Here is a 15,288-nt window from a genome sequence, read left to right as displayed (position 1 = left end):
TTTACGCCCGCGGAGTCTTATTTGAGCTCCCTTTGGGTACGGTGATTTTGGATATACGTCCGATTCCATCAAGCCCGAAGGGAGCTTTTCTATGTTTAAACTGATTGCATCCGATATGGACGGCACACTGCTTGACGAAAACGGCCAGGTGCCTCCCGAGACCTACGAACTGATTCTGGCGCTACACGAGCATGGCGTGCATTTCGCCGCATCGTCAGGTCGTCGCTACGATCGCCTGTGCGAGTTCTTTGCGCCCGTTCGCGACAAGATGGACTTTGTCGCCGCTAACGGCGCCCAGGTCTACGCCGACGGTAAGATGGTAGACCGTGAGGTGTATTCCCACCTGGCGATTCGAAGGCTCGCCCAAGCCGTCAGGACGTTCCCCAATCTGCATCTTGCGCTCTTTGACCGAACCAAGTCCTTCCTGCTCGATGACGAGTGCAAGTTCGTGCGTGAGGTCGATAAGGACCTTCCCAATGCCGAGCGTATTTGGGAGCTGCCCGATCCCAGCGTAAATATCATCAAAGCGAGTATCTTTTGCGACGACAGTGCGGTTATGGACAGTGCGTACGTGCTACAGCGCGAACTTGGTCAGCTCTTTACTTTTGCGCCTTCGGGCAACGCGTGGATCGATGCCATGCAGCCTGGTGTGTCGAAGGCCTCGGGTATCGCGCAGCTCGCGGAGCATTACGGCATTGGTCGCGACGAGGTCATGGCGTTTGGCGATTCGATGAACGACTACGAGATCATTCGCTTTGTCGGCACGGGCTGCGCCATGCAAAACGCGCGTCCTGCGCTCAAGGCGGTTGCCGACCGCATCGTGGGCTGCAACCGCGACCATGCCGTCCAGCAAGAACTTCGCCACGTGCTGGAGAGCCTCGCCTAATCCTGCAGTTAGGGACACTCCTTGCGGTTTTTCGGGGTAGCTAATTTGGGACGGGGCTATTTTAGCTACCCCACTAGCGGGTAGCTAAAATAGCCCCGTCCCAAATTAGCTACCCCGCTGGGTTGCTGCTGCTAGGCGAGGGCGACCATGATGGCGCGGGCTACGCCGTCGTGGTCATTGTCGTACTCGGTCACGGCGTCGGCGGCCTCGCGGTCCTCGGGCTCGGCGTTGAGCATGGCCATGCCGTGACCCGCTGCCTGCAGCATGGGGATATCGTTGATGTTGTCGCCGAAGGCCCAAGCGTCGGCAAGGGACTCGCCCAGATGCTCGCACAGCCATGTCAGAGCCGTTCCCTTGGTGGCGCCATCGCCCATGACCTCGATATTCATTTCGTACGAACGCGTGACCTCGATCCCGTCGAGCGTGCCGAGCGCCGCCGCGATGGCGTCGCGGTCGGCGGGGTCGTGCCAGTACATGGCGATGCGCTCGAGCGTCTCGACCTCGTCGATCTTGCTGTCGACGTCCACGTCGATGGGCGTGCGCGTGCGCCTGAGCGAGCCGGCAATATGCGGGTCGCCGCCGCAGAACTCGTCCAGGCGCTCGTAGAGCGAGCGGGGGAGGAAGCACTGGCCGTCGGCGAAGATATCGAAGGTCACATCGTGGCCGGCGGCGATGCGATGGATGCGATGGGCGATGCCACGGTCGAGCGGTCGGCTCAAGATACGTTTGGCGCGTGAGGCATCGGTAGGCGCATCTTCGTCGAGCTGCCAGACGCTGGCGCCGTTGGCGCAGACCGCGTAGTGCACGGCGGGGTGGGCAAGGATGGGCTCAAAGACGCCCGACAGCGGACGGCCCGTGCAGGGCACAAACTCAATGCCGCGACGTGCGAGCTCATCGAGCATCGCCCAGGTGGCGTCGCTCATCTGCTTGTCGCTCGTCAGCAGCGTTCCATCCATATCGGAAAACACGATCATCTGATGTGGTCCTTTCCAAGAGACATAAAAAGCGTGGCCGAGGGCTTGGGGCCCTGGCCACGCTCTGGATCTATAACGGTCCGCGTCCTAGCGGTCGGCGAGCGGCTTGTACTCTAGCGGCTCGATTACCGGGCGATATGCCGGGCGGATGATGCGGTGCGCGCAGAAGAGCTCTTCCATTCGGTGTGCCGACCAGCCGGCCATGCGGGCGACGGCGAACAGTGGCGTAAAGAGCGTCTCGGGCACGCCGAGCATCTTGTAGATAAAACCTGTGTACAGGTCGATGTTGGCGCAGATGGGCTTGGTCATGCCGTGGTCGCGCATCACCTGCGGCGCCAGGCGCTCGATGCGCTCGATGAGCGCGAACTCCTCGCCCAGGTCCTTTTTGGCCGCCAGCGAGCGCGCGTAATGACGGCAGACCTCGGCGCGCGGGTCGCTCAGCGTGTAGACAGCGTGGCCCATGCCGTAGATGAGGCCCGTGCCGTCGAAGGCCTGCTTGTCGAGGATCTTGCCCAGATAGGCTGCGACCTCGTCCTCGTTTTCCCAGTTGGAAACATGCGCGCGGATGTCCTCGTGCATGGATACGACCTTGGCGTTGGCGCCGCCGTGGCGCGGGCCCTTAAGCGAACCGATAGCCGCGGCGTAGGCGGAGTACGGGTCGGTAGCCGAAGAGGACAGCACGCGGCAGGCGAAGGTAGAGTTGTTACCGCCGCCGTGTTCGGCGTGCAGCATGAGCATCACGTCGAGCAGCATGGCCTCGTCGCGAGTGAACGCCATGCCGCCGCGCAGGACCTGCAGGATGGTCTCGGCGGTGGAAAGGCCGGGCGTCGGGTGCGGCACGTGCACCTCGGAGCCGCGACGCTTGGCGACCGATGCCATATGCGCGAATGCGGCGATGCGGGGGAGACGGGCGAGCATGGAGATGGCGACGTCGATCTCGTGCTCGGGCGTAATCACGTCGGGCTCGGCGTCGAAGGCGTAGAGCAGCAACACGGCGCGCTGAAGCACGTTCATGATGCTCGACGACACCGTGGTCATGGGGAACTCTTTGACGTACTCGTCGCTCAGGTGCCTAAAGGCGCCCAGGCGTCCGCAAAAGCCGTCAAGTTCCTCCTTGTTGGGCAGCGAGCCCGTGATGAGCAGGTAGGCGACCTCTTCGTAGCCATAGCGATTCTCGGCCTGGGCGCTGTTGACCAAGTCCTCGATGCTATAGCCGCGCAGCGTGAGCTTGCCCTGGTCGGGTACGACCTTGCCGTCGACCTTGTTGTAGCCGTGCACGTCCGAGATGCGGGTAAGGCCCGCGACCACGCCCGAGCCGTCGGCATTGCGCAGACCGCGCTTGACGTTATGCTCGACGAACAGATCCTCGTCGTAAGGGTCGGTCGGCAGGCCATAGTAGAGATTTTCGCTTTCGGGCGAAATCTGGCGGCTCGCTTCATAGTCCAGAACCAGGCGGCTCAGGTGATCGTCAAAGCGGTAATAGATTTTCTTGGCGTCGTAGGCCATGCGCGCTCCTCTCTATGCTGCGTCGGGACGGCGCGCTTGGGCGCAGACGCGCCAGCCTGTCCCCGGGCAGCCTGTTCGCTACAGGCGGTACATAAAGTTAAAAACATCCTCGCGTTGGATGGACACGTTGACGCCCGAAAGCTCGCCGGCCTCGGCCAGTGCCTTCTGCAGTTCGGCGAAGTCGAGCTTGGACTCGGCGGTGTCGGCCAGCATGGTCATGGTGAAGATGTCCTCGATAATGGACTGCGTAATGTCGCGGATGTCGACGTTGGCCTCGCCCAGAACGCGGGTGACGCCGGCGACGATGCCGGGGCGGTTCTTGCCAAGGACGGTGATGACGATACGGGAGGACGAGATCTCGGCCATGGGAAACCCTTTCGCGTGATTGCGGCGCGCGCGGGGCGCTCCGCTACGGTACAGTGTTCATCATTGTACCTGTCTGGCGCCAAAAGGGGTGTGCTTACTGCGGCGTTACACGTCTGCAACATGGGTGAAGGCTCGTCGGGGTGCGTGCTCGCTGCGGTTGGCCACGCCGCCCTGCACAAAGACCGTGAACCTTTTGTGGGACGCGCGACGCCGTGGTACCATAGCCAAGTTTGTTGTCTTGGTCGGAAACCAAGACGCCTTATGCGCTGATCGGTAACCAGCGCCTGACCAATAAGGAGTCCTACCATGAAGCAGGGTATCCATCCCCAGTATGTCGAGTGCACGGTGACGTGCTCCTGCGGCAACACCTTCAAGACGCACGCTACCGTGTCTGAGATGAAGGTCGAGCTTTGCAACGAGTGCCACCCGTTCTACACCGGCCAGCAGAAGTTCGTCGACACCGGTGGACGCGTCCAGCGCTTCGCCGACAAGTTCGGTGGCGCCGCTGCCGCCCAGCTCAAGAAGGCTGAGGAGGCCAAGGCTGCCAAGGCTGCCAAGGCTGCTGAGGCCGAGGCCGCTCGCAAGGCCGCCGCTGAGGCTAAGGCTGCCGAGAAGGCCAAGCGTGCTGCTAAGTTTGCCGAGGAGGCTGCCAAGCAGGCCGCCGAGGCTCCCGCAGAGGCTCCCGTCGAGGAGGCCGCTGCCGAGGCCGAGACCACCGAGGCTGCTGAGTAAATAGCTCGCCGCGGAATCACTCGCATTCATGGCATGAGGGCCGTGCATCCGTTTGGGTGCGCGGCCCTTTTCTTTTTGATTGGTGCAGGCTAACCCGTTCCCATTGCACCAGATTGGTGCGAAGGGGACGGGTTGGTTTGCACCAAATGGCAGAGTGACGGCGTTTTCCCAGATAAAACCTGCCAAAATAAACCAGTCCCTTTTTGGCAGGTCGGTCGGGTCGTAGTTATTACGTGGCGGTCGAGGTCGACCGTATAGGCCGCGCCTTGTTTGGCTAAAGTACAATCATCTGTGTTTAACTCGCCCGCAGCTGCACGGCGTGGGCGATGGCCAAAAAGGAAAACCACATGGGATTCATGTCAAAGCTGCTGTCCTTTGGATCCGATAAGGACCTTAAGCGCTACTACAAGATCGTCGACCAGATCAACGGTCTTGAGCCCCAGTTTGAGAAGATGACCGAGGAGGAACTCCGCGCCCAGACCGATAAGTTCCGCGAGCGTTACGCCAACGGCGAGTCGCTCGACGACATGCTCCCCGAGGCCTTTGCCACCGTGCGTGAGGCTTCCAAGCGCACCATGGGTATGCGCCACTTTGACGTGCAGCTCATTGGCGCCATGGCACTGCACGAGGGCCACATCGCCGAGATGAAGACCGGCGAAGGTAAGACCCTCGTCTCCACGTTGGCCGGCTATCTTAACGCTATTGCCGGCAAGGGCGTGCACGTCGTTACTGTCAATGATTACCTTGCCAAGCGCGACTCCGAGTGGATGGGCCGCATCTACAAGTACCTGGGCATGACCGTCGGTCTGCTCCAGAACAACATGCCGCTCGAGCTCAAGCGCCCGGCCTACCAGGCCGACGTCACGTACGGCACCAACTCCGAGTTCGGTTTCGATTACCTGCGCGATAACATGGTCACCCGCCCCGAGCAGCGTGTGCAGCGCGGCCACAACTACGCCATCGTCGACGAGGTTGACTCCATCCTAATCGACGAGGCGCGTACCCCGCTGATCATCTCGGGCGCTGGCACCAAGTCCGCCAGTACCTACAAGGACTTCGCGCGTGCCGTGCGTGGCCTTGAGCGCGGCGAGGACGTGTCGCACGACATGCTCACCGCCACCGAGGACGTGGAGCCCACGGGCGACTACGTCATGGACGAGGCCAAGCACACCATTGCCGCCACCGAGCGCGGCCTTAAGAAAATCGAGCGCCGCCTGGGTATCGATGACATCTATGCCGATCTCTCCGGCCAGCTGGTCAACCACCTGCAGCAGGCGCTGAAGGCCCAGTACATGTTCCACCGCGATAAGCAGTACGTGGTCACCAACGGCGAGGTCAAGATCGTCGACGAGTTCACCGGCCGCATTATGGAAGGCCGCCGTTATTCCGAGGGCCTGCACCAGGCCATCGAGGCCAAAGAGGGCGTGCTCGTACGCGAGGAGAACCAGACCCTGGCCACCATCACCCTGCAGAACTACTTCCGTCTGTATGACAAGCTCTCCGGCATGACCGGCACGGCACTTACCGAGGACGCCGAGTTCCGCGAGATCTACAAGCTGCCCGTCGAGGTCATCCCCTCCAACAAGCCAGTGCAGCGCGTGGACCACGAGGACCTGGTGTACCGCACCATTCAGGCCAAGTACAACGCCGTTGCCGACGACGTCGAGCGACGCCACGCCAAGGGCCAACCGGTCCTGGTGGGCACCGTCTCCATCGAGAGCTCCGAGAAGCTGTCCGCCGCCCTTACCAAGCGCGGCATCGCACACGAGGTCCTCAACGCCAAGCATCACGAGCGCGAGGCCCATATCGTTGCCCAGGCCGGACGCTACGGCGCCGTGACCATTGCCACCAACATGGCCGGCCGTGGCACCGACATCCTGCTGGGCGGCAACCCCGACGAGCTGGTGCGCGAGCGCCTGGAGTATGAGGGCCTGACCATGGAGGACGTGACGCCCGAGCAACTCGAGCAGTTTAACGCCGAGGCCAAGGAGACCTGCAAGGCCGAGCGCGAGCGCGTGCTTGCCGCCGGCGGCCTGACCGTCATCGGCACCGAGCGCCATGAGTCCCGTCGTATCGACAACCAGCTGCGCGGCCGTTCCGGTCGTCAGGGCGACCCGGGCGAGACCCAGTTCTACCTGTCGCTCGAGGACGACCTCATGCGCCTGTTCGGCGGCGACAAGATGGACCGCGTCTCCAAGATGATGGTCACGGCTGACATGGGCGACGACATGCCTATCCAGCACAAGATCATCTCCAAGGCCGTCGAGAACGCCCAGCACAAGGTCGAGAGCATCAACTTCTCCATGCGTAAGAGCGTCCTTGAGTACGATGACGTCATGAACAAACAGCGTCAGGTCATCTACGCCGAGCGTAACAAGATTCTGGATGGCAAGGACCTGACCGACCACATCACCGAGGTCATGCACGACACGGTGTACCGCTGCGTCCAGGAGTTCTGCACCAAGGACAGCCACGATGGCGAGCGCGATCTTGAGGGCCTGCGCAAGTGGGTCGTGGAGCTCACCGGGCATATCGATACGCCGAAGTTCCCCGACGAGGACTTTGAGGCCCTGGCTGCCGATGTCCTGGCCTACGTTGAGAAGTGCTACAACATGAAGGCCGAGCGCCTGGGCGAGGACCTGATGCGTGAGCTCAACACCCAGGTCATGCTGCGCGTCATCGATACCCGCTGGATGAACTACCTGCAGGAGATGGACTACCTCAAGACCGGCATCGGCCTGCGCGGCTTTGGCCAGCGCGACCCGCTGGTCGAGTACAAGACCGAGGCCTACGGCGCGTTCCAGATACTCGTCGATGCCATGTATGAGGATTACCTGCGCACGGTTCTGCGCATCGAGATCAAGGCTGCCCCGCGTGCCGTGGAGCACAAGGAGGAGCCCGCGCTCGAGGGCGCGCGCTTCTCCGGTCCTGCCGAGGTCGATGGTGACAACGGCGACTCGGTGCTGCGCAAGCAGGCGCAGGTGCAGGCCCGCACGGCTGTCCAAGGCGGACCGGCTGCCGTCAACAACGGTGGCAAGGTGACCACCTATCGCAAGTCCGAGAGCGACGATCCGTACGTCAACGTGGGCCGCAACGACCCGTGCCCCTGCGGTAGCGGCAAGAAGTTTAAGTACTGCCACGGCAGGAATCGTTAATGGCTGAGGCTTTAGAGGTAACGCCCGCCGAGCTGGACGCGTTCGCGGACCGGCTCGGCGAGGTCGAGTCGTATCTCCATTTGGACGAAAAGCGCACGCGCGTGACCGAGCTCGAGGCCAAAAGTGTTGCCCCTGGCTTTTGGGATGACGCCGACGCCGCCCGTGCCACCATGGAGGAGATCGCGCGTACCAAGGAAGATATCGCTGCCGTGGACACCGCGCGCGGCGAGCTTTCCGATGCCCGCGCCGCGCTGGAGCTTGCCGAGGAGATGGGGGATGACCCCGACGCCGCCGCCCTTCGCGAGGAGGCTGCAGCCACGGCTGAGCGCCTGGCCCGTGCCATCGATGAGCTTGAGCTTTCGAGCTGGTTTACCGGTGAGTTCGATCACGGCGATGCCATTGTGACCATCAAGCCCGGACAGGGTGGTCTGGAGGCCCAGGACTGGACCTTCATGCTCTTTAAGATGTACATGAAGTACTGCCAGCGTCGCGGCTGGAAGGTCACCATCAACGACTGTCCCGCGGCCGAGGTCATCGGCATTGACCGTGCGACCTTTACCGTCGAGGGCAAGGACGCATTTGGCATGCTGCGCGCCGAGGCCGGCGTCCACCGCTTGGTTCGCATTAGCCCCACCGACGACAAGAAGCGCCGCCAGACCACGTTTGCCGGCGTCGAGGTCATCCCCGTGCTACCCGATGATATCGACATCGAGATCAGTCCCGATGACATCCGCGTGGACGTGTACCACGCGAGCGGCCCGGGCGGTCAGGGCGTCAACACCACCGACTCCGCCGTGCGCGTGACGCATTTTCCCAGCGGCATTGTGGTCACCTGCCAAAACGAGCGCAGCCAGATTCAGAACAAGGCCGCGTGCATGCAGATCCTCAAGGCTCGCCTGTACGAGATTGAGCTCGAGAAGCGCGCCGAGGCGCTCGATGAGATCCGCGGACCCAAGACCACGATTGGTTTTGGCAACCAGATTCGCAGCTACGTGCTCTACCCGTACCAGATGGTCAAGGACTTACGCACGGGCGTGGAGACCAGCAATGTCGAGGCCGTCCTTGACGATGGCGACCTGGACCCGTTTGTTATTGGCTACCATCGCTGGGCTACCGGCAACGCTGACGCGGAGACCCCGTCTGCTTAAACCGCCCGGGTTTATGTGGAAATGGATTAAAACCCTCCGAGCGGTGTGGTTTTGTATCCAGAGCAAACCCTGCGCAGGGGTGGTTTTTGTCCGGCGAATCGGTAGAATCGAATACAAGAAGAAGTTCAAAGCGCATCCGTTTGGGTGCGCTTTTTTGAGGGAGGCAGCATGGCATATCGTCTGGACATCAAGCGCATTCTTTCGATGAACTTCTTTCACGACCTGCCCCAGATCATGTTGGGGTGTGCCTTGGCCGCCATCGCGACCGACTTGTTTTTGATTCCCAACGGTCTTGCCGCCGGTGGCGTTACGGGCCTTGCCACCATTATCCAGGCGGTCGGCGCGGCGCGCGGCCTATCGCTTCCCGTTGGTATTCAGACGATCGTGATGAACGCCTTGCTGTTGTTGGTCGTTATGCGCGAGGGCGGCATGTTCTACGTGGTGCAGACCGCGACGGGCTTTGTGCTGCTGGGCTTCTTTACCGATCTGTTCGCCCCGTTTGTAGCACCTCTGGCGGATGCGGACCTGATGCTCTCTGCCATGTGGGGCGGCATTATTACGGGCATCGGTTACGGCATGGTGTTGCGCGCCGGCGCCAACACCGGCGGTTCGGACACGATTGGCCAAATCATCTCGCGTAACACCTCGCTGCCGGTGGGCTCGACCGTCATGGCGATCGATGTTGCCGTATGCGCGCTATCGGCTCCGGTCTTTTCAATCGAAAACGCACTGTATGCAGGCCTTTCGATGGTCATTAGCGGCTACGTGATCGATGCCGTGGTCGATGGTGGCAACAAACGCCGTATGGTACTCATCATCTCGGACAAGTTCCCTGATATCGCTGCCGATATCATGTATGGCCTGGGTCGTGGTTGTACCAAGTTTAAGGCGACTGGCATGTATTCGGGTGCCGAGAAGCCAGTGATTATGGTCATCGTGAGCCGTCGAGAGCTCAATACCCTCAAGACGATCGTGCGCGAGCGCGATCCTCATGCCATCGTGACGGTTGCCGACGTTACGGAAGCCTTCGGCGAGGGATTCAAGGACATTAGCGCGTAGGGTCGATCGCGTTCCATCCAAAAGACGTTCACATTGATAAACCGTTTCATCAGCGGTTCTGCCTGCTAAATTGTTCAAATAATGATAAAAACTCTGGTAAAGCCATCAGTTTCCAGCATAATGAATGACGTACGTGCATTGCGGCTGTGTTGGGATTACCTTTCCGTGCCGTGCGCATTTTGTCTAATGAGGATGAAAGGAAGGCACAATGAGCGACGAAGAGCTCAAAAAGGTTGCCAACGAGGTAAGGAAGGGCATCGTCACCGGCGTGCACGCTGCCAAGTCCGGCCATCCGGGCGGTTCGCTCGGCGCTGCCGACATCATGACCTATCTGTACTTTGAGGAAATGAACGTCGACCCGGCCGATCCCCGCAAGGCCGATCGCGACCGTTTTGTGCTCTCCAAGGGCCATTGCGCTCCGGGCCTGTACGCCGTGCTCGCCGAGCGTGGGTTCTTCCCCAAGGAGGATCTCGAGACGCTGCGCCATATCGGCAGCCACCTGCAAGGTCATCCCAACATGAACGACACCCCGGGCGTCGATATGTCCACCGGCTCGCTCGGCCAGGGCATCTCCGCCGCCGTGGGCATGGCGGTTGCCGCCAAGCACTGGGGCGATACTTACCGCACGTACGCCCTGCTGGGTGATGGCGAGAGCGAGGAGGGCCAGGTCTGGGAGGCAGCCATGTTTGCCGGCAACCATCAGCTCGATAACCTCTGCGTGATCGTCGACCACAACGGCCTGCAGATCGACGGCCCCGTCGAGGAGGTCAACGACCCCATGCCGCTCGCCGACAAGTTCCGCGCCTTTAAGTTCCACGTGGTGGAGCTTGCCGACGGCAACGATTTCGATCAGATCCGCGCCGCCTTTGCCGAGGCCCGCGCCACCAAGGGTCAGCCGACCGCCATCATCGCCGAGACCATGAAGGGCAAGGGCGTTTCCTTTATGGAGAACCAGGTTGGTTGGCACGGCAAGGCCCCCAACGATGAACAGTTTGAGCAGGCCATGGCAGAGCTCACGGCCGCCGGAGAGGAGCTCTAGGATGGCAGACGTCAAAAAAATCGCCACGCGCGTAAGCTACGGCGAGGCCCTCGTCGAGCTCGCCAACGAGCACGATGACTTTGTGGTCCTCGACGCCGACCTGGCCGCCGCCACGCAGACCGGCAAGTTCAAGGCCGCCTGCCCCGATCGTTTCTTCGATGTGGGCATTGCCGAGAGCAACCTGATGGGCGTCGCCGCCGGTATCGCGACCACCGGCCGCGTTGCCTTCGCGAGCACCTTTGCCATGTTTGCCGCCGGCCGCGCCTTTGAGCAGGTCCGTAACTCCATCGGCTACCCGCATCTCAACGTTAAGATCGGTGCCACGCATGCCGGTATCTCGGTGGGCGAGGATGGCGCCACGCACCAGTGCTGCGAGGATATTGCCCTCATGCGCGTCATCCCCGGCATGACTGTGATCGTTCCTGCCGACGACGTCGAGGCCCGCGCCGTAACGCGCGCCGCCTACGAGTGCGACGGTCCGGTGTACATGCGCTTCGCTCGTTTGGCCTCGCCGGTTATCAACGACCCCGAGACCTACAACTTCGAGTTGGGTAAGGGCATTGTCATGCGCGAGGGCGCCGACGTCACCATCATCGCCTGCGGCCTGATGGTCGGCGAGGCTCTCGAGGCCGCCGAGCAGCTCGCTGCCGAGGGCATCGACGCCGAGGTCATCAACATGCACACCATCAAGCCCATCGATGCCGACCTGATCGTCAAGAGCGCCACCAAGACCGGCCACGTCGTGACCGTCGAGGAGCATTCTGTAATCGGTGGCCTGGGCAGCGCCGTTGCCGACGTCCTGTGCGAGCAGTGCCCGACGCCCCTCAAGAAGATCGGCGTCAACGACACCTTTGGCGAGTCCGGCCCGGGTGCCGAGCTCTTGCACAAGTATGGCCTGGACGCCGCCAACATCGTGGCGACCACCAAGGAGTTCTTGGCATAAGGCAAGGCGGATCTCAAGGACTGCTTCGCCAGAACTATGGAAACCCGGCAGGGGCGCTCTCTTGGAGAGCGCCCCTGTTTCAGTTGTGGTGAAATAAGGACTGATTAGACCTTTTAACTGGTAAAACAGTCCCTATTTCACCGCAACTTATGAAGACGCCCCTCAAGCACGGTCCCATCAGGAAAAAGGGCATATATCGACAAAGCGCAATTCAGACCCTTCCAGCTTTGTATTTGCAGCACCTCAAGATAAACGCGGCGACCCCTTAGTTATCGCAGGCCGGGCACAGGGTTACTCTCCAAATCTTTCCGCAGGACGGAGGAGCCCCCGCCGCGCGAAGCGCGCAGCGGGGGCTCCGACATGTCCGAGGACGATTTGGAGAGTAACCCTGTGTCCGGCCGACGGGATCCCTAACCACGCCATGCTTCTTATGTGCAGCAAAGCTAATGCTGCTAAAATACAAAGCGCTCATGTAGTTTAAACGCACGACGATAAGGAGCACCAGTGGGTAACCACTTCCGTACCTCCGGTGCGGGCGATGATGCCCCCAAGACGCAGGCAGGCGTCCAGGGCAGTCGTTTCGCCACTCCGGATTCAGAGGGCCAGCCTGTTGCTCAGGCCCCCGCTCAGCCGGCAGATCAGGCACAGCCGGCATCCGATCCCTTTGCCTACAATCCAACCAGCGATGTCGCGCTTTCCGGCACGGCGGGTTTTGAGCCCGTTCAGGCCGTGACCGCTCGCGTGGAGCAGCCTCAGGCTGGTGCCGCCACGCCGCAGCCTACCATGGCCGGCATTCCCGACCCCTTGGCCCCTGCGACGCCGGCTCCTCAGCCTGCGCAGTCCGGTCTCTTTGCCGCTGTTCCCGACCCCACGCAGCCTGCTGCCCCGGTGGTCGAGAGCGATCAGGCAGCCGAGGTCGCAAGCCTCGATAACGCGCTCAACAACCCCGATTTTACGTCGGTGTTTGCGCCCATCGATCCGCAGGCCAGCCGCAAGAAGATGGCCAAGCAGGCCGGTGTCGAGCCCGTCATCCTTATGGAGCATGTCACCAAGATCTATCCGGCACAGCCCAACAAGCCTGCACTCGACGACATCAACATCGAGATCTATCCGGGCGAGTTCGTCTTCCTGGTCGGTCACTCCGGCTCGGGTAAGACCACGCTGCTGTCGACGCTCAACCGCGACGTCAAGCCGACGAGCGGCCGCATCCTGGTTGCCGGTCAGGACCTCATGAAGATCAAGAACCGCAAGGTTCCGTTCCTGCGCCGCCAGATTGGCGCCGTGTTCCAGGACTTTAAGCTTCTGCCGCAAAAGACCGCCTACGAAAACGTGGCGTTTGCCCTGCAGTGCATCGGCAAGCCCAAGGGCGTCATTCGCAGCCAGGTGCCCGAGGTGCTGCGCCTGGTCGGTCTGGCCGATCAGATGGACTCGCTGCCCGACCAGCTTTCCGGTGGCGAGCAGCAGCGCGTTGCCGTCGCCCGTGCTATGGTCAACCGTCCGCCGCTGCTGATCTGCGACGAGCCCACGGGCAACCTCGACCCGGCGATCTCGCTGGGCATCATGAAGCTGCTTGAGCGTATTAACCGCACCGGCACCACCGTGATCGTCGCCACGCACGACCGCGAGATGGTCGATAGCATGCACCGTCGCGTGATCGCCCTCGAGGGCGGCCACGTCATCCGCGACCAGGAGAGGGGAGGTTACGGCAACTATGGCACCAACTAACGTGGGCTACTCCTTCAAAGAGGCAATCAGCCACTTCTTCCGTAACTGGACTACCTCGCTCGGCGCCGTCATCACGATCTTCCTTTCGCTGTTTATCATCGGCCTGTTCATCATGGGCTCTGCGATGCTGAACTCCGTGATCGGCACCGTCGAGGATCAGGTTGTCATCAACGCGTTCATTAGTGATGACGCCGATCAGGCCGATGTTCAGGCTTTTGAGGCCGAGCTTAAGACGTGGAATAACGTCAAGTCCGTGACCTATAAGGACAAGGACGACGCGCTGGCCGAGTATACGAGCAAGATGTCGGGCAACGCCGACGCCACCATGAGCGCGCTCGATGGCCAGAACCCGCTGCCGGCTTCCTTCGCTATTGAGATGGACGATCCGTCCAAGGTCGAGAGCACGGCAAAGAAGCTCAAGAAGGATGCCGATTTCCAGAAGATCGCGGATGACGGCGACGTCAACGCGAGCGTGCTGTACGGCCAGGAGGAAGTGAGCCGCCTGTTCCAGGTGACCAACTACATCCGCATCGCCGCCGTGGTGCTCGTTGGTCTTCTGACCTTTATCGCATTCATCTTCATCAACAACACGATTCGCCTGTCCATCACGGCGCGTCGTCGTGAGATTGCGATTATGCGTCTGGTCGGCGCCAGCAACGGCTTCATTCGTGGCCCGTTTATCACCGAGGGCGTGCTGCAGGCCATTTTGGGCTCGCTGCTTTCCATCGGCGTTCTGGAGCTGCTGCGCAATCTGATGATTCCGCGTCTGCAGGAGAGCATCGGCTGGATGTCGTTTGCCCTGCCGATGCGGTACTACCTGGTGACCTATGCTGCGCTGATTCTGGTCGGTGTGATTATCGGTCTCTTTGGTTCTGCCATCGCCATGCGCCGCTACCTGCGCGTGTAGGCATGCTTGGAATTCATCCCTTCCAACGGGTCGTCTCTTATGGGGCGGCCCGTTTTTTGATCCCTAGGGGACGGCAGGAAAGCGAATCATTTGGGTAGACTCTTTGGAGTTCGCAATCGATAGTTAGGAGGCGCCATGGGGCGCAATAACAAGCATAAGCGTGGAGCTCGCAATCAGCGCGGGCCGGTGCGCAGCGAACGCCGTCCGAGCCTGACCGGGCGCGTGCAGCTCCATGAGCATAGCGCCTACGTTGTAACCGAAAACGGCGACTACAAGGTCATGGGCCGCGGTAAGCGCGAGATCATGGATGGCGATACCGTTGCCGTGAGCATTAAGAACAGCCCGCACGGTGAGCGGCGCGCCGTGATCGAAAGCGTGGTTGAGCGTGCAGCCATAAGCGTGGTGGGCACGTACCAGACCGCCGGTCCGCTCGGTGTGATCGAGCCGCTCGATTCGCGTCTGAAGGCCGACTTCTTCATTCTGCCCGAGGATACCTCGGCGGATCGTCTGGGTGTCCACCCGGGTGATGCTGTTGTCGCGCGCATTTTGACCTACCCGACGCGCCTGGAATCGGGTACCGTGACGATCGAGCGCCGCATTGGCGGAGATGACGCGCCCGATTTGGGCGTTCAATATGTGATGGCGCGTTACGGCTATACCGATAGCTATCCCGAGGCCGCGCTGGACGAGGCCGAGGGGCTTTCGCTCGATGTGTCCGCGGCGCTTAAGGACCCGCTCCGCCGCGATCTGCGCGACCGCTTTGTCATCACGATCGACCCGGTCGACGCGCGCGACTTTGACGATGCCATTTCGTTGGAGCGCACGCCCGAGGGTGGCTACAAGCTGGG

At 61.4% G+C, this 15,288-nt stretch carries 13 protein-coding genes; 10 read left to right on the top strand and 3 right to left on the bottom strand.

Going from position 1 to position 15,288, the window contains the following annotated elements; genetic code table 11:
* The first annotated feature begins 91 nt into the window (after positions 1–91).
* Positions 92–886, top strand: a complete 795-nt coding sequence (locus tag ABHR76_RS00855) for a Cof-type HAD-IIB family hydrolase (protein ID WP_225093810.1) — start codon at positions 92–94, stop codon at positions 884–886.
* Positions 887–1,017: 131 nt separating this feature from the next.
* Here the strand turns inward: ABHR76_RS00855 and ABHR76_RS00850 are convergent, their stop codons facing one another.
* The 3 genes from ABHR76_RS00850 to ABHR76_RS00840 form a co-directional block, all read right to left on the bottom strand.
* Entirely contained in the window at positions 1,018–1,860 is an 843-nt protein-coding gene (locus ABHR76_RS00850) for a Cof-type HAD-IIB family hydrolase (RefSeq protein ID WP_346976522.1), read from the bottom strand.
* Positions 1,861–1,947: 87 nt separating this feature from the next.
* Positions 1,948–3,366, bottom strand: coding sequence for a citrate synthase (locus ABHR76_RS00845; protein WP_346976521.1), 1,419 nt, complete (start codon positions 3,364–3,366; stop codon positions 1,948–1,950).
* 78 nt (positions 3,367–3,444) lie between these two features.
* Complete coding sequence (locus ABHR76_RS00840) at positions 3,445–3,732, bottom strand: ACT domain-containing protein (protein ID WP_006235289.1); 288 nt, start codon at positions 3,730–3,732, stop codon at positions 3,445–3,447.
* Between the two features lie 306 nt (positions 3,733–4,038).
* Between ABHR76_RS00840 and rpmE the strand changes: the two genes are divergently transcribed.
* The 9 genes from rpmE to ABHR76_RS00795 form a co-directional block, all read left to right on the top strand.
* Complete coding sequence (rpmE, locus tag ABHR76_RS00835; RefSeq protein WP_006235303.1) at positions 4,039–4,464, top strand: 50S ribosomal protein L31; 426 nt, start codon at positions 4,039–4,041, stop codon at positions 4,462–4,464.
* A gap of 347 nt (positions 4,465–4,811) precedes the next feature.
* Positions 4,812–7,619: a preprotein translocase subunit SecA gene (gene secA / locus ABHR76_RS00830; protein ID WP_346976519.1), complete on the top strand. Its 2,808-nt coding sequence runs from the start codon at positions 4,812–4,814 to the stop codon at positions 7,617–7,619.
* Entirely contained in the window at positions 7,619–8,767 is a 1,149-nt protein-coding gene (gene prfB, locus ABHR76_RS00825; RefSeq protein ID WP_225093805.1) for a peptide chain release factor 2, read from the top strand. Before secA ends, prfB begins: the two co-directional genes overlap by 1 nt.
* A 168-nt stretch (positions 8,768–8,935) precedes the next feature.
* A complete protein-coding gene (locus tag ABHR76_RS00820) occupies positions 8,936–9,826 on the top strand; it encodes a YitT family protein (RefSeq protein ID WP_346976517.1) in 891 nt (296 codons plus the stop codon).
* Positions 9,827–10,034: 208 nt separating this feature from the next.
* Positions 10,035–10,865, top strand: coding sequence for a transketolase (locus ABHR76_RS00815; RefSeq protein WP_225093804.1), 831 nt, complete (start codon positions 10,035–10,037; stop codon positions 10,863–10,865).
* 1 nt (position 10,866) lies between these two features.
* On the top strand, positions 10,867–11,808 hold the full coding sequence (locus tag ABHR76_RS00810; RefSeq protein ID WP_117769460.1) for a transketolase family protein: 942 nt from the start codon (positions 10,867–10,869) through the stop codon (positions 11,806–11,808).
* A gap of 504 nt (positions 11,809–12,312) precedes the next feature.
* The gene (ftsE, locus tag ABHR76_RS00805) at positions 12,313–13,533 is read left to right on the top strand and encodes a cell division ATP-binding protein FtsE (RefSeq protein WP_346965383.1); all 1,221 of its coding nucleotides are present in this window, start codon (positions 12,313–12,315) and stop codon (positions 13,531–13,533) included.
* Positions 13,520–14,440 carry a permease-like cell division protein FtsX gene (gene ftsX / locus ABHR76_RS00800; protein ID WP_346965382.1) on the top strand — a complete coding sequence of 307 codons (921 nt, stop codon included), beginning with the start codon at positions 13,520–13,522 and terminating at the stop codon, positions 14,438–14,440. The genes ftsE and ftsX overlap by 14 nt, the downstream gene beginning before the upstream one ends.
* A 135-nt stretch (positions 14,441–14,575) precedes the next feature.
* Positions 14,576–15,288 (top strand): RNB domain-containing ribonuclease (locus tag ABHR76_RS00795; protein ID WP_346976515.1); only part of this gene is annotated, 713 nt, incomplete at its 3' end.

This window comes from Collinsella aerofaciens (assembly GCF_039752985.1).
GTDB lineage: Bacteria > Actinomycetota > Coriobacteriia > Coriobacteriales > Coriobacteriaceae > Collinsella > Collinsella aerofaciens_BT.
Note: the sequence above shows the minus strand (reverse complement) of the source record. Positions and strands in the feature narration are given on the sequence as shown.

Bases quoted from the DNA above. Each gene is read 5' to 3' on its own strand.
- ABHR76_RS00855 (WP_225093810.1), top strand. From the start codon at position 92: ATGTTTAAACTGATTGCATCCGATATGGACGGCACACTGCTTGACGAA.
- ABHR76_RS00850 (WP_346976522.1), bottom strand. From the start codon at position 1,860: ATGATCGTGTTTTCCGATATGGATGGAACGCTGCTGACGAGCGACAAG.
- ABHR76_RS00845 (WP_346976521.1), bottom strand. From the start codon at position 3,366: ATGGCCTACGACGCCAAGAAAATCTATTACCGCTTTGACGATCACCTG.
- ABHR76_RS00840 (WP_006235289.1), bottom strand. From the start codon at position 3,732: ATGGCCGAGATCTCGTCCTCCCGTATCGTCATCACCGTCCTTGGCAAG.
- rpmE (WP_006235303.1), top strand. From the start codon at position 4,039: ATGAAGCAGGGTATCCATCCCCAGTATGTCGAGTGCACGGTGACGTGC.
- secA (WP_346976519.1), top strand. From the start codon at position 4,812: ATGGGATTCATGTCAAAGCTGCTGTCCTTTGGATCCGATAAGGACCTT.
- prfB (WP_225093805.1), top strand. From the start codon at position 7,619: ATGGCTGAGGCTTTAGAGGTAACGCCCGCCGAGCTGGACGCGTTCGCG.
- ABHR76_RS00820 (WP_346976517.1), top strand. From the start codon at position 8,936: ATGGCATATCGTCTGGACATCAAGCGCATTCTTTCGATGAACTTCTTT.
- ABHR76_RS00815 (WP_225093804.1), top strand. From the start codon at position 10,035: ATGAGCGACGAAGAGCTCAAAAAGGTTGCCAACGAGGTAAGGAAGGGC.
- ABHR76_RS00810 (WP_117769460.1), top strand. From the start codon at position 10,867: ATGGCAGACGTCAAAAAAATCGCCACGCGCGTAAGCTACGGCGAGGCC.
- ftsX (WP_346965382.1), top strand. From the start codon at position 13,520: ATGGCACCAACTAACGTGGGCTACTCCTTCAAAGAGGCAATCAGCCAC.